Source organism: Streptomyces sp. GD-15H, from assembly GCF_045291515.1.
Classification (GTDB): Bacteria; Actinomycetota; Actinomycetes; order Streptomycetales; family Streptomycetaceae; genus Streptomyces.
The window spans coordinates 1,263,207-1,281,303 of record NZ_CP149447.1 but is presented as its reverse complement, the minus strand read 5'-3'; the positions used below and the strand labels follow the sequence as shown (position 1 = coordinate 1,281,303).

General features: G+C 70.7%; 11 protein-coding genes. 8 read left to right on the top strand and 3 right to left on the bottom strand.

The window, feature by feature from the left end:
- Positions 1–301 precede the first annotated feature (301 nt).
- From WJ438_RS06310 to WJ438_RS06285, 6 genes are all read left to right on the top strand, one after another.
- Positions 302–802: a hypothetical protein gene (locus WJ438_RS06310; protein WP_406724321.1), complete on the top strand. Its 501-nt coding sequence runs from the start codon at positions 302–304 to the stop codon at positions 800–802.
- A gap of 73 nt (positions 803–875) precedes the next feature.
- Positions 876–1,532 (top strand): class I SAM-dependent methyltransferase, encoded by a 657-nt coding sequence (locus WJ438_RS06305; protein WP_406724320.1) that lies wholly within the window; start codon positions 876–878, stop codon positions 1,530–1,532.
- Entirely contained in the window at positions 1,529–2,599 is a 1,071-nt protein-coding gene (locus WJ438_RS06300; RefSeq protein WP_406724319.1) for a tetratricopeptide repeat protein, read from the top strand. Before WJ438_RS06305 ends, WJ438_RS06300 begins: the two co-directional genes overlap by 4 nt.
- Before the next feature lie 296 nt (positions 2,600–2,895).
- The gene (locus tag WJ438_RS06295; protein ID WP_406724318.1) at positions 2,896–6,783 is read left to right on the top strand and encodes a phage resistance protein; all 3,888 of its coding nucleotides are present in this window, start codon (positions 2,896–2,898) and stop codon (positions 6,781–6,783) included.
- A complete protein-coding gene (pglZ, locus tag WJ438_RS06290; RefSeq protein WP_406724317.1) occupies positions 6,780–9,701 on the top strand; it encodes a BREX-2 system phosphatase PglZ in 2,922 nt (973 codons plus the stop codon). Before WJ438_RS06295 ends, pglZ begins: the two co-directional genes overlap by 4 nt.
- Positions 9,702–9,777: 76 nt before the next feature.
- On the top strand, positions 9,778–10,122 hold the full coding sequence (locus WJ438_RS06285) for an ATP-binding protein (protein ID WP_406724316.1): 345 nt from the start codon (positions 9,778–9,780) through the stop codon (positions 10,120–10,122).
- A 22-nt stretch (positions 10,123–10,144) separates the two neighbouring features.
- Here WJ438_RS06285 and WJ438_RS06280 read toward each other — a convergent pair whose 3' ends face one another.
- The 3 genes from WJ438_RS06280 to WJ438_RS06270 form a co-directional block, all read right to left on the bottom strand.
- Positions 10,145–11,197 carry a CBS domain-containing protein gene (locus WJ438_RS06280; RefSeq protein WP_406724315.1) on the bottom strand — a complete coding sequence of 351 codons (1,053 nt, stop codon included), beginning with the start codon at positions 11,195–11,197 and terminating at the stop codon, positions 10,145–10,147.
- Positions 11,194–13,011, bottom strand: a complete 1,818-nt coding sequence (locus WJ438_RS06275; protein ID WP_406724314.1) for a DUF262 domain-containing protein — start codon at positions 13,009–13,011, stop codon at positions 11,194–11,196. The genes WJ438_RS06280 and WJ438_RS06275 overlap by 4 nt, the downstream gene beginning before the upstream one ends.
- A 382-nt stretch (positions 13,012–13,393) precedes the next feature.
- Complete coding sequence (locus WJ438_RS06270; RefSeq protein ID WP_406724313.1) at positions 13,394–14,227, bottom strand: DUF4839 domain-containing protein; 834 nt, start codon at positions 14,225–14,227, stop codon at positions 13,394–13,396.
- Between the two features lie 314 nt (positions 14,228–14,541).
- Between WJ438_RS06270 and brxD the strand changes: the two genes are divergently transcribed.
- Together brxD and WJ438_RS06260 are read left to right on the top strand one after the other, a co-directional pair.
- Positions 14,542–15,891, top strand: a complete 1,350-nt coding sequence (gene brxD / locus WJ438_RS06265) for a BREX system ATP-binding protein BrxD (protein ID WP_406724312.1) — start codon at positions 14,542–14,544, stop codon at positions 15,889–15,891.
- On the top strand, positions 15,891–18,092 hold the full coding sequence (locus WJ438_RS06260; RefSeq protein WP_406724311.1) for a DEAD/DEAH box helicase: 2,202 nt from the start codon (positions 15,891–15,893) through the stop codon (positions 18,090–18,092). Before brxD ends, WJ438_RS06260 begins: the two co-directional genes overlap by 1 nt.
- Positions 18,093–18,097: the final 5 nt, after the last annotated feature.

Here is an 18,097-nt window from a genome sequence, read left to right as displayed (position 1 = left end):
GTTGATTCCCTCAGCATGGTCGGTGGTCCGGCCCGGCACTACAGAGTCAGGCAGGGTTCAGCAGAAAACGCCGACAATCTCGCGCCCACGGCGAGCAAATTCGAGAAAACAGTGTACCGCCAGTCGGTGCTCCGCTTTTAGCGTCCTGCTCATGGGCAAGTCACCCGCTTCATCCAGGTCAGTCGGTAGTCCTCGCTGAAGCGGGATCCATCAGGCGCCCGTGCCGTCCGTCCAGTCGGGGATTGACAGGCGGGACGGGCTCGCAGCGGCTCGGCACGACCATCCCACGAAGGAGCAGTCCATGACCGTCACCCTCGACCGACCCCTGAGCACCCGCACGCGGGACCCGAAGGAACTCCTCAACGCCGTTCAGCCCTGGATCAGGCACCTCACGATCAACGTGCTGGATGGCGGCATGACCCTCTGGGACCGCGAGGTGGCCCTGCTGCTGCGCGACCACACGATGGTCCGCGACATGGCCGAACGCATCCTCGGCAACGCCGTCATGTACACCATCGGCTGCATGGAGCACCCGGAGGTTCATCTCGGGGTCGGCAAGCTCGTCGACATCGGCGTGCACCAGCTCATCCTTGACACGCCTGTGTGGTGGGCCCTCTGTGACGCGTACAACGAGGGCCGCTACAAGCACCACGCCCCGTTCATCGAGCGCCGTCGTGACGGCCTGTGCCTGCGCTCGGCGGACTTCCTGAAGTCAATCGGTTTCGACATCGACGAGGAGCTGTGGGCGATCGACGGCACGGACTGCTCACCGTGTGACAACAAGGTCCCCGACAGCCACTGAACGGCCCTACCCTGGCCCCTGTCGTCAGTTCCCCCGGGAGGACAGGGGCCGGCCCCTGCGAAGAGGAATCGCCTTGCCCGCACAACACGACATCGCCGTCGAGACGGAGCTGTGGGACACGTTCGCCGCTTCCGCCTTCAAGGAAGACGCGGAGCCGAGCTTCTGCTGGACCCAGTACGCCGGTCACGGACCCGGACCGGAGCTGCTGGGCGACCCGCGCCGCGTGCTGGAGATCGGCTGCGGCACAGGCCGCGCCCTCGCCCACCTTGCCGAGCGCGGCATCGTCGCTCGGGGCGTCGACCTGTCTCCCGTCATGGTGGAGAAGACCACTACGAAATGGGACGGCACCGGCGCGGAGTTCGTGCGCTCCGAGGTGCTGGAGTACCTGAGCGAGCACGAAGAGGTGTACGACGCGGTCTACTCGATCTTCGGAGCCGCCTGGTTCACCGACCCGAGCCGTCTCTTCCCCCTTGTCCGCCAGAGGCTCAGGCCCAGCGGTGTCTTCGTGTTCTCGCAGCCGCCGGCCATCCCCGGCGCGTACGGGCCGCAGGGCATGTACAAGGGAGGCTTCGCCGGAAAGGCGATGTTCACCTACCGCTACAGCTACCGGCCGGCCGTCTGGGAGCGCCTGCTCACCCGAGCCGGGTTCGCCACGGCCGCCGCGTGGGTGCTCGACGCGCCTCAGCCGGGGCACATCGGGACGCTCCTCGTACGTGCGGTCGCCCCGTGACGGACCCGCTCGGCCCGACCGGGCAGCTGACCCTCGACGCGACAGCCGTCCGCCTGCTCGACGCGGCCGTGCCCGGCGTACCCGACGCGGGGCCGCACGATCCGCGACTGCGCCTGCTGGTACCTCACGCGCTGGCCCTGCTGAGGCACGTCGGCGGACCGTCCGCCGCGGACGCCCTGGCCGTCGCGACGCGCCTGTCGGTCGCCCTGCACCGGACCGGTGACTACCTCTCCGCCCAGGAGACCGCCCGCACCACGGCGGACCTCGCACAGCGACACCTCGGCGCGGACCACCGTACGGTCCTCGCCGCCCGCTCCAGGGCAGGGCGGGCACTGTTCCGGCTGGGCAGGTACGCCGAAGCCGAGACGGCGCTCCGCGCGGTCCGGGACGCCCAGGAGGGACTGTTCGGCGCCGACGACCCCGACACCGCGGACAGCGGCTACGGGCTCCAGCTCGTGCTGGCGAACCTCGGCAGACGTGAGGAATCCGTCGCGCTGCTCCGCGACACCGTCGCCGGGCGGCGCTCGGCGCTGGGCCCCGCGCATCCGCTGACCCTGCGGGCCCGCGCCGGCCTGCTGGAGATGCTGCCCGCCGCCGAAGTGGTCACCGAGGAAGGCGGCGCACTGCTCACGCTGCCGTCGGAATGCGATCGGCTCCTCGGCCCCGACCACACCGTGGCACTCGGCGCCCGGCACAACCACGCGTGGGCGCTGTACCTCCTGGGCCGCTTCGACGAGGCCGACCGTGAGATCCGGCGGGTCGCCGGGACGTATGTGCGGCGCTTCGGGCCCGAGTACCCGATCGTGCTCGCCGCCCGGCAACTCCTCTCCCGGACCCGGGCCGCGCTCGGACACGTGGAGGAGGGGATCGCGCTGATGACCGACGTCGTCGAGCGGCGGGAACGCGGCCTGGGCCCCGAACACCCCTTCACGGTCGCGAGCCGGACCTGCTGGACGCCTACCGGTCGGGGCGATGGCGGCCGTAGTGCTGACGGCGGAACGGGAGCGGCCCGCACGGACGGTGCGCGAGGACATACGGCACGGGGCCGATGGGGGGTACCGATGTAGGGTGCTGTGCGCAGGCCGTACGGGTGACGTTCAGTGCGAGGGGGACGAAGAGTGCAGACGACGCGAACCCGTCCCACCTGACCCGGCCGATGCCGTGAGCGCCGTTCCCGTCCGGTCACCGCGTGACCGGTTCCGTCCTCGCCACCGGCCAGGACGGCCGGTCCGCCGCACCGGTCATCCGTACCCCTGATCCCCGCCCCACCGCTCGGACCGGCCTCGGGCCCGGGCGGCGGACCCCGTACGACACCGCATACGAGCAGCAGCACCGACCACCGTCAGGGAGAGCGAGACCCGCAATGGCCCAGCCGCCCCTCCTCCGCGATGTCATCGACATCAAGGAGTCCATCTCCACCTCGGACTTCGTGCTGTCCCTCGCCGAGGCGACGACGCCCGAGGGCGCCCAGCACGCGCTCAAGGACTACGTCGTCACCGAGCGGCTGCTGGAGAACTTCGACGAGGCGCTGGCGCTTATCAAGTCCTCGCTCGACGGGCACCGCTCCAAGGCGGCCTACCTGCACGGCTCGTTCGGTTCCGGTAAGTCGCACTTCATGGCCGTGCTGTACGCGCTGCTCAGCGGCGACCCGGCGGCCCGTGCCCGTACCGAGTTCGACCCGGTGCTGACCAAGCACGAGTGGCTGACCACGGACGGCAAGAGGTTCCTGCTCGTGCCGTACCACATGCTCGGCGCGAAGGCCCTGGAGCAGCGGGTGCTCGGCGGGTACGTGCACCACGTCAAGAAGCTGCACCCGGAGGCCCCGACCCCGCAGGTGTACCGGACCGACTCCCTTTTCGCCGACATCCGCGCGCTGCGCGCCAGCACGGGCGACGAGGCGGTCATCCGCGGCCTGGGCGGCAGCGACGCGGACGGCGGGGAGGAGGACGAGTGGGGCGAGGGCTTCGCCTGGACCCCGCAGCTCCTGGACACCGCGCTCGCCGCCGAGGAGAACCACGAGGCGGGCGTCCCGCTCAACCTCACCAACCCCTCCACCCCGGCCGAGCTGCGCGCCAAGTTGGTCAACGACGCCGGCACCAACCTCCTCCCCGGCTTCACCCGGAACGCCGCCGAGGACGAGCACGGCTTCGTCTCCCTGGACGCCGGTCTGTCCGTCATCGCCGAGCACGCCAAGTCGCTCGGCTACGACGGCCTGATCCTGTTCATGGACGAGCTGATCCTGTGGCTGGCCACCCTCATCCACGACCAGAAGTTCGTGGCGCGCGAGGCCAGCAAGATCACGAACTTCGTGGAGGGCGGCGACGCCCGCCGCGCCATCCCCGTCGTGTCGTTCATCGCCCGCCAGCGGGACCTGCGCGAGCTGGTCGGCGAGGAGGTGTCCGGTGCGGCCGAGTCCTCCATCCAGGACACCCTGAACCTGGCTTCCGGACGGTTCGACAAGATCACCCTGGAGGACCGCAACCTCCCGCAGATCGCCCACGCCCGCCTCCTCAAGCCCAAGGACGCCGAGGCGGCCCAGCAGGTCGACGCCGCCTTCGAGCAGACCAGGCGGGTGGGCCCGCAGGTCTGGGACACCCTGCTCGGCTCGGAGAAGGGCACGACCGGCGCGGACGCGGAGTCGTTCCGGCTGACGTACCCGTTCTCTCCGGCGTTCATGGACACCCTCGTCCACATCTCGTCCGCGTTGCAGCGCTCCCGCACCGGTCTGAAGCTGATGGGCGAACTCCTCGCCGACCACCGCGACGAGATCCGCCTCGGCCAGCTCGTCCCCGTCGGCGACCTCTACCCGGTGATCGCCAAGGGCGGCGACAAGCCGTTCACCGACAGCCTGAAGGTCGTCTTCGAGGCCGCCGACAAGCTCTACAAGACCAAGCTGCGGCCCTACCTGCTCAGCTCGTACGACATCACCGAGGACGACGTCGAGCAGTACCGCAACCGGCCCGAGTCCCTCACCGACCCGAAGCGGCTGGGCGGCTGCCGGATGTTCGTCGGCGACAACCGGCTCGTGTGCACGCTGCTGCTGTCCGCGCTCGCGCCCAGCGTGCCCGCGCTGTCCGAACTGACCATCCGGCGGCTCGGGGCGCTCAACCACGGGTCGGTCCTCGCTCCCATCCCGGGCGCCGAGGTCGGCATCATCAAGAACAAGGTCGCCGAGTGGGCGGCCAGGTTCCCCGAGATCAAGGAGACCGGCACCGACGCCAATCCCGGCGTCCGCCTCGAACTCTCCGGCGTCGACGTGGACTCCGTCATCGCCAACGCCCAGGTCAACGACAACCCCGGCAACCGGGTCGCGCTCGCCCGCCGCCTGCTGTCCGAGGAACTGGGCGTCGAGCACGGTCAGTTGAGCGACCAGCTCAATTTCACCTGGCGCGGCACCGCCCGCACCGCCGAGATCGTCTTTGGGAACGTCGCCGACGAGGACGAGCTGCCCGACCACGACCTGATGCCGCAGGAGGAGGGCCGCTGGCGGATCGCCATAGATCTCCCCTTCGACGAGGGCGAGTGGGGCCCGGTCGAGGACGTCAACCGCATCCAGCGGCTGCGCGAGCGCCAGCAGGGTGAGCGGTCCCGCACTATCGCCTGGCTGCCCGCGCACCTGTCCGCGCAGCGCTTCCAGGACTTCCGGCGCCTCGTCGTCATCGACAAGGCCCTCGCCGACGAGCACCGCTTCGACACCCAGTACGCCGGCCACCTCAACGCCGACAACCGCAGCCGCGCCAAGGGCCTCCTCGAAACCCAGCGCGAGGCCCTGCTCAAGCAGGTCAAGGGCGCCTTCAAGCAGGCGTACGGACTCGCCCAGAAGCAGGCCGCCGACGTCGTGCCCGACTTCGACGACCACCTCGTCGCACTGCCCGACGTCGACGGGCTCACCCTCTCCTTCGGGCAGAGCCTGCGCGACGGCATCCGGCACGTCGCGGGGAAGCTGCTCGTCCACCAGTACCCGGCCCACCCCGACCTCGACCCCGACGCCACCGGCATCGCCGTCAGGCCCGCCGACACCAAGAAGGTGTTCACCCATGTCCGGGCCGCCGCCGAGGCGCGCGACGGGCGGGTGGAGGTCCCGGCCGCCGACCGCAAGCTCATGCAGCGCATCGCCGGACCGCTGCGCCTCGGGCAGCAGAAGGAGGCGTACTTCGAGCTGTCCCGCTACTGGCCCGACCACTTCCGGCAGCTCGCCCGCTCCCAGGGCGTCACCGGGGACCTGTCCCTGATCACGCTCACCGACTGGACCGACCAGCCCGACCCGCGCGGCCTGCCCGACTTCCTCGCCCGGCTCGTCGTCGCCGCCTTCGCCGAGATGGACGACCGGGTGTGGGTGCGCGGTGGAACCGTCCTCGACCCCGCGCCCGAAGTGTCCGCGATCAAGGACCACGACGCGCTGCGCAGCCAGCCGCTGCCCGCCGAGACCGACTGGGACACCGCACGGCAGCGCTTCGAAACGATCTTCGGGGCGAAGCCACCCGCGCTGCGGCGCGGCCGGATGGTCAACCAGTTCGCCCGCCAGATCATCGAGGCCGCCCGCGGCCACCGGGACCACGCGGCCGACCTGGTGCACCAGTTGGAGGCCCACGCCTCCTTCCTCGGCCTCGACCAGACCGCCGACACAGGACGACTCGCCCTCGCCCGACGCTCCCTGGAACTGCTGGACGCGCTGACGGCGGAGGCCGGCAAGGGCGCGGCCGGGGCGAAGAAGACCGTGGAGGCCCTCGCCTCCTTCGACCTGGGCGAGACCAGCGCCGACCGGTACGGCACCTCCATCAAGAAGGCCCGCGCGGTCGCGGAGGCCGTCGCATCCGCCCCCTGGAGCACCCTGGAGCTCGCCGCCGGACTCGGCCCCGAGGGCGAGGCGCTGCTCGACTCGCTGCGCAACGTGGCCCGCGACGACCAGCGCACCACCGATCTGCGCGACACGCTCGCCCGCACCCAGCGCGAGGTCGTCGCCCTGATCAAGCGCAGCCAGGCCGCCGCCACCCCGCCGCCCGCACCCGTCACACCACAGGACCGGGCCGACGACCTGCCTCTGAACACCCCGTCCAGCGACCCCCGCATCTCCTACACCCAGACTCAGGAGACGCCCTCCTCGGCGAGCGGCGGCGGTACGGCGCGGAAGTCCGGGCGCCGCAGTACGACTGTGTCCCAGGCTGCCGCCGACCTCGGCGCTGAGCTGGCCGAACTGGCCGACCGCCACCCGAACGCGGCCATCGAGATCACCTGGCAGGTCATCGAATGACGGACACCGCCACCGCCGCACCAGGCGCAGTCCGACTGAACACCGCGACCGTCACCCAGTACCTGTCCTCCCAGACGCACCTGGCCTCCTCCCTGGCGGGGGAGGAGCAGGGGCGGCGCCGGGTCGTGCTACTGCGGTCCGCACCCCAGTGGGACGGCCCCGCCGAACCCGTCTGGGGCGAGGGCCGCACGGCCGGCGTCGCGGTCGCGCCGTCGCCGCTCGCCGTCCACGAACTCGTCCTCGACCACCTTGCGGGCCGCCGTCCCGGCCCCGCCGTCCTGGTCGTCCTCACCGACCGGGAGCAGCACGAACTCGACCCGGCGATCCTCGCCCGCGTCCACAAGCTGCGCATCGACACGGTCGACAGCTGGGACGTCGTCCGCGAGGCGTTCGGCGCCCGGCAGATAGACCCCCGGCTTAAGGACGTCAACTGGGCCGCCGAGGCACTCCTCGACGCCACCCCGCCCGGCGGCTGGTCGGCCGTGCCCGGCGGCTGGCTATCCCGCCAGTACGCCCTCACCTCGCTCGCCCAGCGTCGTCTGCGGCTGGGTCGCTACGACACTGAGGGCGGCCAGCGCCGCCCCGGTGACGACCGGCTCGACGCCCAGGCCCTGCTGCACTGGTCGACCCGGCCCGGCGCCCCCGAACGGCTCCTGGCCCTGCGCGGCCCCGAACGCGCCGGACTGGCCGCTTTCCTCGGTGAGGAGGACCAGGCGGGACTCGCCGGCCGCGCCCTGCTCGCCCTCGTCGACGCCGAACGCGGCGCGGACGCCGCCGCCTTCGGCCTCGTGTGCGCGGCCCTGTGGCAGCACGCCGAGCCCGCCCCCGAGACCTACCGGGCCCGGGGCCGCGCCGAACGCTACCTCGGTGACCAACCCCCGGCGGTCGGTGACCAGCTCGACGTCCTGGTGACCGTCTTCGGGCGGGCCGCCGAGGAGTACGTGGCCACGCTGCTGGCGGCCGGACACCGCATCGGAGGCACCGACGCCGACCAGGCCCGTGAGGCACGCCGCACCACCGGCATCGTGCTCGACCGGGCGTCCGCGCTGGCCCGCCAGTTCGGCGCGGAGGAGGCCATGGCCGCGAGCCCCGTCCTGCGCGGCGGACTCGAGGCCCGGTTCACCGCCGTCGGCCAAGCCCTGGCGGCGGGCGACACGGCCGCGGTGACGGACGCCGTCCGCCGCCTGGAGGACCACCGGCTCGCCGCCGAGTCGGAAGAGTCCGCCCGTATCGAACGCGCCCGCATGGGTCAGCGCCTCGCCCGCTGGCTGGCCACCGACCCGCCCGCCGACGCCCCCACCGTCGCCGACGCCATACAGCGGCACATCGCCGAGACCGGCTGGGCGGACCTCGCCCTGGAGCACATCGAAGCCGGCGGCGACCCGGACCCCGTCCTCAAGGCCGCCTACGACACCCTCGGCACGCGCGTCAGGGACCGACGGCGACAGATCGACGCGTCCTTCGCACGCTCCCTGGCCGTCTGGACGCAGGCCGGCACCCAGCCCGGCTCCATGTTCACCGTCGAGACCTTCCTCGACCGCGTGGTCGGCCCGGCCGTGCGGCGCGGGGAGGAGCGGCGGGTGCTGCTGCTCGTGCTCGACGGCATGAGCGCGGCCATCGCGAACGAACTCGGGGAGGAACTGCGTCGCTCCTGGGCAGAGTTCGATCCGTTGCCCGAGGGCAATGCCCCGCGCCGCCGGGCGATGGCCGCCGCCCTGCCCACGGTGACGGCCGTGTCCCGCACCTCGCTCTTCGCGGGCACGCTGATGAAGGGCACCCAGGCCGACGAGAAGCGGCTCTTCCCCGCACTGAAGCTGTGGGGCGGGGCCCCGGCCGCCGTGTTCCACAAGGACGACCTGCGCACCGAGACCGCGGGCGACACCTTCGGCCCGGCGCTCACGGAGGCACTGGCCGACGGAAGGACCCACGTCGCCGTCGTCCTCAACGCCATCGACGATCGGCTCGCCAAGGAGCAGAAGCTCGGCGACGGCGCCTGGCGGATCGACGACGTGCCCGGCCTGCGCGACCTGCTGCGGGTGGCGGCCACCCAGGGCATGGCGGTCGTCGTCACCAGCGACCACGGCCACGTCGTCGACCGGCACGGCACGAAGGTCGACACCGCCGCCGACCCCGCCTCCGCCCGCCACCGCCTGCCCGGCGGCGGCCCGCTCGCGGAACGCGAGATCGCACTGTCCGGGCCGCGCGTGGTCTGGCCCGAACCCGGCGCGTCCGTCGTCGCCCTGTGGGACGCCGACTCCCGGTACACCGCCCTCAAAGCCGGTTACCACGGAGGCGCATCCCTCGCCGAGGTCACCATCCCGGTGCTGGCCTTCCTGCCGTTCGGCGCGGAGCCGCCCAAGGGATGGCGGGAACTGGGCGACCAGCGGCCGACCTGGTGGGCCCCGGAGGAGGCCGGCAAGGCCCCGCTGCCGAACGAGCGCGCCGCCCGGCCGGTGGCCGCAACGGCTCCCGCTCCCAAGAAGCCGACGGGCAAGGCCAAGAAGGAGCAGGCAGAGGTCGCCCGGATGCACGAGGCGCTCTTCGACGTGGCGCTGGCGGCCGGGGGAGACGACGCCCTCCTCACCCCGACCGTCGTCTCCCGGACCGAAACGCTGGTGACGGCACTGCTCGACTCGGAGACGTACCAGGCGCAGCTCGGCGGACTGGCCCGCAAGCCGCAGCAGGAGCAGGTCCACAAGGCGCTCGCCGCCCTGCTGGACGCGGGCGGCACCCTGCCCGTGACCGCGCTCGCCCAGCGCGCAGGCATGCCCGTCACCCGGGGCGACGGCTTCGCCGCCGTCCTGCGGCAACTCCTCAACTACGACGGCGTACAGGTCCTGGAGACCCTGCCGGACGGCCGCACGCTGCGACTCCACGAGGCGCTGCTGCGTGAGCAGTTCGCCCTCGGAGCGGGCTGAGGACACGGCTCCGGGTGCCTCCAGAGCTTGTCTCGGAGGCACCGGACGCGGGGCGTGCCTCGCCCGCCGTCTCGCCGTGCAACAGCTCGCGGTCTGGAGAGTCCCGTACGACAGCGAGGTGTCCCACACCGTCGCCGTCGTCACGGCGGAACTGGTCGCCAACGCCGTCACCCACGGCCGACTGCCGGGGCGGGACTTCAGGTTCTCCCTGCTGCGGCTCCCGGGGCATGTTCGTGTCGAGGTGACTGACGCGCGCCCCGAACGGCTACTGCCGACAGTCCCCGCCGCCGAGGTCCGCTCACTCGAAGCGGACTCGGGACGGGGACTGCTCCTGGTGGCGGCGTACGCCGAACGCTGGGGCTGCGAGGTACGGGACACCTGCACGAAGACGGTGTGGGCCGAGATCGCGTGCCCGTACTGAGGAGCAGTCCCGCCCCGCTACCTCACGACGCGAACGCCCGCAGCACCTTCGCGAAGGTCGTCAGCTCGTCGATCATCTCCTGCGGAAGCGGCTTCTCGTCGAAGTGGGCGATCCGGTTACGGATGTCCTTCACCCGCTTCAGCAGGCCGACGAACTGCTCCCGGGGCATGTTCGGCCATTTCAACGCCTCCCAGTTGCGGTCGGCCCGCTCGGCGAACGACTGCTTCGTCTGGTCGCCGTCCAGGAGCCTCAGGTAGTCGCCGAACATGAGGTCCGACACCTGGCCGGTGCGATGCTCCGGTTTCTTGTTCGTCTGGACCGCCTTGATGGCCTCCGTGTCCAGTGCCGCGCCCAGGCAGCGGCGCAGCAGCGACTCGATCTCGCCCACGATGAAGAAGGGCCGCGCCGCCCCCTCGAAGCGTTCCGTGACGTCCGCGGCGGTGACGGTGCCCGAGAGGCAGCCGTCGTCGCCGCGGACGAGCAGGTAGCCGTGCTCGCGGACGACCGGGAGGGCGGTGAAGAACTCCTGGCGGGCGTCGGCGACGGGCAGGGAGTCCTTCTCCATCGCGTTGTCCAGGGTGGCCGGCTTCCCGGCCTCGTACATCTTGGCCACGGACCCCCAGGTGACGACCCCGTGGACCTGCGCCATGCCGGTGGTCACCGGCACTTGGGAGAGGCCCTTCGTGCGCATCAGGAAGGTCGTCTGGGACAGGGGCGTGCCGGGGCCCACGGACACCACGCCGCGTCGTGCCGACGGGATGTCGCCGAGCAGCAACCGCTGCGGCAGGGCGTGCGAGGGCAGGGCGTCGTCCGTCGCGTCGGCCTCGTCGCCCGCACCGGCCGGCGCCCGCTGTGCGGGAACAGACGCCAGCGGCACGACGTCGACGCTGCTGCGCAGACCGCAGACGGCGAAGTCCGGCAGCGTGGTCAGCCCGGCGTCCGTGAACGCCTGCGAGATGCGGTGCACCGTCCGGTGGTCGCGGACCCTGACCTGGAACAGGTCGAGGATCTCCTGCACGGACACGGTCCTGCCCTTGAGTGAGGCGACGTCCCGCTCGTGAGACCTGGTCGTCATCGGACGTCCGCCTCCGGCAGGTCGCGGAGCATCGTCTTCTTGCCCATGGCGGAGTGCACCAGGTCCTGCAACTGCTTGGAGCGGTCGCGGTAGAAGCGCTCGTAGTCGTTCTCGCGCAACGCGTCCGGATCGATCAGATGGGTGGACAGGACGTCGTCGAACCACTCGGGACGCATGTCGGACGCGGCGATCATCGTGGACAGGTACGACGACGGCGCCCCCGTCATGTCCATCGCCGCACGATAGGACAAGGGGGTCTTGTTCACGATCGAACCCGTGGGCAGGCCCTCGCTGTTGCCCCGCCGGAACCACGTCTTGGGGAAGATCTGCCGGATGTCCACGCCGTACTCGTCCAGCCTTCCGGGGCTGAGCGGAGCGTCCGTGTGGTGCCAGTCCACCGCCCCCTGCTTGATCAGCAGGGCGTAGATCCCCTTGTAGGCGGCACTGTTGCGGGTGCTGAGGGTGTCGAGGCGCTCGGCGAAGAAGAACGCCTCCGTGACCGTCTCGGGCGCCCTCTCGTCCTGTGCGATCCAGGGGACGAGCTGTTCGACGTCCTTGGTGAAGCGCGTCTCCGTGGAGCCGCCGTACATCTCACCGAGCACCCCGCACCAGTACCACTGCTCGATCTTCTCCTCCGCCCCCGGACCGTCGGTCCCCGTGTCGAGGATGGCGCGGACGGCCGCGAGCGGGACGAGCTGCGTCTTGTACGGCAGGTCGGCCGGGCGGACGATGCACTGCCGCTCCAGGAAGTCGGCTACCCACGCGAAGGCGTCGGCGAGCTTGGGCGCCAGGCGGACGAAGTCGGCAAGGGGCAGGTCTAGCAGGTCGCGGCGCTTGCAGGAGACCGTGGTCCCGACGCGCTCCTGCTTCCGCTCCCAGGTGCGTACCAGCGCGATGGCCTGCAGGAAGTCGATACTGCTCAGCCCGTTCTCCAGGCCGCTGTCGACGCGGCCGAAGACCGGGTACTTGCTCGCCAGGGCCTGCTTGATTTCCTGCCACACCACCGGAAGCTGGTAGTAGTCCCCGGTCCGCTCCACGTAGTCGCGGTCCCCGGCGTACGTGGCGGTGAGCAGTTCGAAGACGTTCAGCGGCACGCCGCCCGTGTTGACTCGCTCGAACACCGCGCAGACGGCGTCCATGGAGGTGGAGGCGGCCAGCCGGATCATCGGCACCTGGAAGGCGCGGACCTGCTGGAGGACCGCCTCGTCGAACTGGCCCCATAGGTCCCAGTTCCGGTCCTCGTCGGCCTTGATGTACGCCTTCTTCCACTCGTTGACGCGCTGGGCGTCGAAGACGAAGTGGAGGGGGAAGAGGCCGGCCGCGCACTCGGCCTCGGTGGTGCTCAGATCCAGCACCACGGTGCGGTTGAAGTCCGTCCGGAGCACCTTGTCGGCCGGGACGGACACGATGGCCTCGTCGCGGTCCGCAGCCTGCCCCACGGCCTTCGCGATGTCGACGTAGTACCACCGCTGGATGGGCTTGCCCCGGGCGTCCGCCGTCTCCACCGGGGCGTCCTGCCACAGGGACTGGAAGAGGGAGGTGAGACGTTGCTGCCCGTCCAGCAGCAGGAGGTCGGCCGCCGGATCCCCGTCCGGCCGTGCACCGGTGAGGGTCCGGGAGCGGAACCGGGTGGCGCCGCCGGTCTGCAGCGTCATCACGACGCCGAGCGGATAGTCCAGCGTGACCGTCGCGATGATCGCCCGGATCCGATCGTCGTCCCACTTCCAGTTCCTCTGGAAGTCGGGCAGTTGTAAGGAGCCCGAGGCGACGTCCGCCAGTACGTCCTTGAGCTTCACGTTGTCGAGCGCCGCCATGTGACTCCACTTCCCGCCCTGTTGCTTGTACAGAGAGTGATTCCAGCAGCGCTCTGTGGTGACGGTCAAGCCGGTTCACAGAGTCAGGTGCCGGGATCAGGACCCACGTCCCGGTTCGGCACCCCATGTGTCAGTTCGGTCAGGCCCTGCACGTGGACACGCGAACCACAAACGACCTGATCAGAAGCATCCGCGCACTCGGCGAACGCGCCGCTGCGGAACTCAAGCAACGCCCACGCGCCCTGCAGCACGTCACCCTCAACCCCAGCAGGATCAGCGACATCGCCCGTGCCGCCCTTGTCCTCAATGGAATCTGGAGATGATCACCGCTGAGAAGATAGCCGGGCACGCTGGTCCGTGATGACGCGGCTGCCCCTCTTGACTACCGGGTTTCCGTCGAGATCGGGTCGAGGTAGAAGAGGCACTGGACCGCGTTGAATTCGCCCACCTCGGCGACGAAGCGGAACTTGTCGGCTACACCGACGGTGGCGGGGATCTCCTTGCTGGTCAGTTTCAATTCAAAGACGTTGACGTCCTCGAACTTGAAGGCCGGGCCGACCGTCGTGTTCGGCCCCTTGTCGCCAGGGCCCAGGAGGAAGTCGTAGCGGGTGTCGTAGTCACCGTGGGGCGCCATGTGAACGATCGAACCGTTGAACGCGATTGTCTGGCCCTCATACCTGGTCGCGAAGTCCACGTTCGCGCCGTCGCAGGTGTCCGCCGTCTTCAGCAGCGCCGCGAACTCCGGGTTGTTCTCAGGCGTGATCACCTCAGCGGCAGCCGACTCGGCCGCGGTCGGAGTCGGCGTAGCGGAAGGCTTCTCGCTCGCAGCGGCCGTCGGCTTGGCTGACTCGTCCTTCTTCTCGCCTCCGTCGCTGAGGGCGGAGGCAGTGCCGATGACGATGGTCAGGATCACGAGCACGGCGGCCGCCGCACCGATCAGGAGCCACGGTTGAGGCTTCTTCGGCCGACGGAAGTCGAGGGTGGAGCGAAGCGTGCCCTGGGTCTGTTCCACGAACTCCCAGCCGTCCTTCTGCATCCTCGAGATCACCAAGCCGTCGGTGCCGCGAACGGTCTGCACGGTCTTGTACTCGTACTTGATCTCGTCGGCCATGTGCTCCGCGCCCCCAAATGCACTGTTCATACCAACTGCCTCGCGAGCATAGGGGACTTCGGCGGGAACCCCGACATCGCCGACGTCACCATCGGCCTCAAGCACGGAATTCGGACCAACGGGCACTCAACCGTGGCGAGCCGGCTCGCCAGGTCGAACGCTACTCTGTGACGGTTGTGGCGCAGGACACCGTCGATCCCGTACTTGCCACTCAACCGGATGCGATCCATGCCTGGGCGCTGGTGGCCATCTCGATATCCGCAGGAGCGCAAATCCGCCGCCGGTGTCCCGCCAGCAGGCGGGACAGGCGCACCACGAAGCGGCGCGGAACGTCGAGAGGCGCACCCTTTGCCTACGAACCGGACATCGTGATCCTTCGCCGAGGTACTGGTGCACAGGGAGATGGAACACTGGACCCCGTGAGCACCACCGGATCCATGCGCCCCGCACAGGTCAGCGCCGCCCGCCGCCGTACCGTCATCGACGCCCTGCGCCGCGGGGCCGTGCCCGAGAGCGGGCTCGACCTGCTCGCCACCGGGCTCGACCGGTTCGAGGCGGCCCTCGACGCGGAACTGGACGCCGTCGCGTCCGGCGGGTCCGTGTTCAAGGCCGTGCGCGGTGAGTACGGCTCCGGCAAGACCTTCTTCACTCGTTGGCTGGGGGAGCGGGCCAAGCGCCGCAACTTCGCCGTGGCCGAAATTCAGGTCTCCGAGAACGAGACGCCGCTGCACAAGCTGGAGACGGTCTACCGGCGGCTCACCGAGCGCCTCACCACCTCCAGCTTCCCGCCCAGCGCCCTGCGCCCGGTCGTCGATGCCTGGTTCTACGCCCTGGAGGAAGACGCACTCGCGGCCGGCGCGACCGAGGAGGAGCTGCCCGGCGAGGTGGAGAAGCTGCTCGTCGCGCGGCTCGCCGAGGTGTCCCGGCACGCCCCGTCCTTCGCCACCGCCCTGCGTGGCTATCGGACCGCCCTCGCCGACGGCGACGAGGCGACCGCCGCGGCCGTCCTGGCGTGGCTCGGTGGCCAGCCGCACGTCGCGGCCTCCGCCCGCAGGTCCGCCGGGGTGCGCGGCGACCTCGACCACTTCGGCGCCCTCGGCTTCCTGCAGGGCCTGCTCACCGTGCTGCGCGACTCCGGGCACACCGGGCTTTTCGTCGTCCTCGACGAGGTGGAGACGTTGCAGAGGGTCCGGTCCGACGCCCGGGACAAGGCGCTCAACGCCCTGCGGCAGCTCATCGACGAGGTCCACTCCGGCCGCTTCCCCGGCCTGTACCTCGTGATCACCGGGACACCCGCCTTCTACGACGGACAGCAGGGCGTCCAGCGCCTGGCCCCGCTCGCCCAGCGACTCGCCACCGACTTCACCACCGACCCGCGCTTCGACAACCCCCGGGCGGTACAGATCCGACTGCCCGGCTTCACCCAGGAGTCTCTGGTCGGCCTCGGCGTCACCATCCGAGACCTCTACGCGGACGCCGCCACATCCCCCGAACGCGTGCGGACGGTCGTCGACGACGCCTACGTCGCCGACCTCGCGCGGGCCGTCGGCGGGGCACTGGGCGGGAAGGTAGGCGTGGCGCCCCGACTGTTCCTGAAGAAGCTCGTCGGGGACGTCCTCGACCGCGTGGACCAATTCGACGACTTCGACCCCCGGCAGCACTACAAGCTGACCGTCGCGAGCAGCGAGCTCACCGACGTGGAGCGGAACCTGGCCGCCACGGTCGTCGGCGGTTCCGCGTCCGCCGACGACATCGACCTGGAGCTGTGATGGCGGACGCCGACAGCCCGGCCGGGGCGGAACCGACCGGTGGAGAAGCCGACGTCCTCGACCGGCTTGACCCCGTCGTCCTGCACCACATCGTCAACACGCTCGGCTGGCCAGACCTGCGCCCCCTCCAGCGGGCGGCGATCACCCCGCTCATGGACGGCGAGGACGCCGTCCTGCTGGCACCGACGGCCGGCGGCAAGACCGAGGCGGCCTGCTTCCCGCTGCTGTCGGCGATGGCTGAACACCGGTGGACCGGAACCTCGGTGCTGTACCTGTGCCCACTCAAGGCGCTCCTGAACAACCTGGTCGGCCGCATCGACACCTACGCCCAGTGGCTGGGACGACGCGCGGCGCTCTGGCACGGCGACACCAAGGAGTCGCAGCGGCAGCGCATCCGCACCGAATCGCCGGACATCCTGCTCACCACGCCCGAGTCGCTTGAGGCGATGCTGATCGGGGTCAAGACCGATCACGCCCGCTTGCTGGGGAGCGTACGGGCCGTCGTGGTCGACGAGGTGCACGCCTTCGCGGGCGACGACCGGGGCTGGCACCTGCTCGCCGTGCTCGAACGGCTGGAACGGGTCACCGGCCGTCCCATCCAGCGGATCGGCCTCTCGGCAACCGTCGGCAACCCCGCCCACCTACTGCACTGGCTGCAGGGCGCGGGCGCGGGGAGCCGTACCGGGCAGGTCGTGGCCCCAGGGGTTCGCTTCCCGGCGTCCGACGGGGCGGGCGACGACGGCGACGCGACCGCCGCGGAGCAGACCTCCAGACCGGCGGGTGACGTGGAGCTGGACTACGTGGGGTCCCTGGACAATGCCGCGAAACTCATCGCGGCGCTGCACCGGGGAGAGAAACGGCTCGTCTTCTGTGACTCGCGGGCGCAGGTCGAGCAGCTGGGTGCAGCACTGCGGGCCCGCGAGGTGACCGTGTTCCTCTCCCACGCCTCCCTCTCCGTCGACGAACGCAACCGTTCCGAGCAGGCCTTCGCCGAAGCCCGCGACTGCGTCATCGTCTCCACGTCCACCCTCGAACTCGGCATCGACGTCGGCGACCTGGACCGCGTCATCCAGATCGACTCACCGGCCTCCGTCGCCTCGTTCCTGCAGCGCGTCGGCCGCACCGGGCGGCGTGCGGGCACGGTGCGCAACTGCCTGTTCCTCACCACCCGCAAGGACTCGCTGCTGCAGGCGGCGGGTCTGCTGCTGCTGTGGTCGCGCGGGTGGGTGGAACCCGTCCTCCCGCCGCCCGAGCCGCGTCACCTCGTGGCACAGCAGCTCCTCGCCGTCACCCTGCAACAGCACAAGCTGGGCGACCAGTTGTGGGACCGGCAATGGAACGGCCTCGCACCCTTCGACCGGTCGGCGGCGCCCATCCTGCGCCACCTCACCGAGGAAGGATTCCTCGACACCGACGGCGGCCTCCTGTTCGTCGGCCCGGAGGCGGAACGCCGTTTCGGCAAGCGGCACTTCATCGAACTCACGGCGTCCTTCACCGCACCGCCGCAGTTCACCGTCCTGTCCGGGCGTACAGAGATCGGCCGCACCGACCCGAGCGTGCTCACCGAGGAACGGCCCGGCCCTCGTCGTCTGCTGCTCGGCGGACGGAGCTGGCAGGTCACGTACATCGACTGGCTGCGCAAACGCGTCTTCGTCGAACCCGCCGACAGCGGCGGCGTCGCCAAGTGGATGAACGGCGGCATCGCCGGACTGTCGTACGCCCTGACACGCGCCATGCGCGAGGTCCTACTGGGGGCGGCCCCTCCGGTGACCCTCACCCGGCGCGCTGAGGCATGCATGGCCGAACAGCGCGAGACCGACGCACCCGACACCGTGCTCCCGGGCGGCACGCTGATCACGCGCGTCGGCAGCGACGTGCGCTGGTGGACCTGGGCCGGCTACCGCGCCAACGCCACCCTCGCGGCCACCCTCCAGTCGGTCAGTGATCCGTTGCAGCGCCCCACCGACAGCTGGGTCCGCCTGCGTGAGGACCTCACTCCGGCCGACTGGCGCACGGCCCGCGAGAACGTCGGTGAGAGCCTCGTCCTGCCCGACGTGGACCCCCGGGCCGTACGCGGTCTCAAGTTCTCCACCGCTCTGCCGGAACGCCTCGCCGTCGCCACGGTCGCGGCACGCATGGCCGACTTCGACGGCGCCCGTGCGGTGCTCGGGGAGTCGGTACGGTTCCAGCACGACGACTGACGGTC

Bases quoted from the DNA above. Each gene is read 5' to 3' on its own strand.
- pglZ (WP_406724317.1), top strand. From the start codon at position 6,780: ATGACGGACACCGCCACCGCCGCACCAGGCGCAGTCCGACTGAACACC.
- WJ438_RS06280 (WP_406724315.1), bottom strand. From the start codon at position 11,197: ATGACGACCAGGTCTCACGAGCGGGACGTCGCCTCACTCAAGGGCAGG.
- WJ438_RS06295 (WP_406724318.1), top strand. From the start codon at position 2,896: ATGGCCCAGCCGCCCCTCCTCCGCGATGTCATCGACATCAAGGAGTCC.
- WJ438_RS06275 (WP_406724314.1), bottom strand. From the start codon at position 13,011: ATGGCGGCGCTCGACAACGTGAAGCTCAAGGACGTACTGGCGGACGTC.
- WJ438_RS06260 (WP_406724311.1), top strand. From the start codon at position 15,891: ATGGCGGACGCCGACAGCCCGGCCGGGGCGGAACCGACCGGTGGAGAA.
- WJ438_RS06310 (WP_406724321.1), top strand. From the start codon at position 302: ATGACCGTCACCCTCGACCGACCCCTGAGCACCCGCACGCGGGACCCG.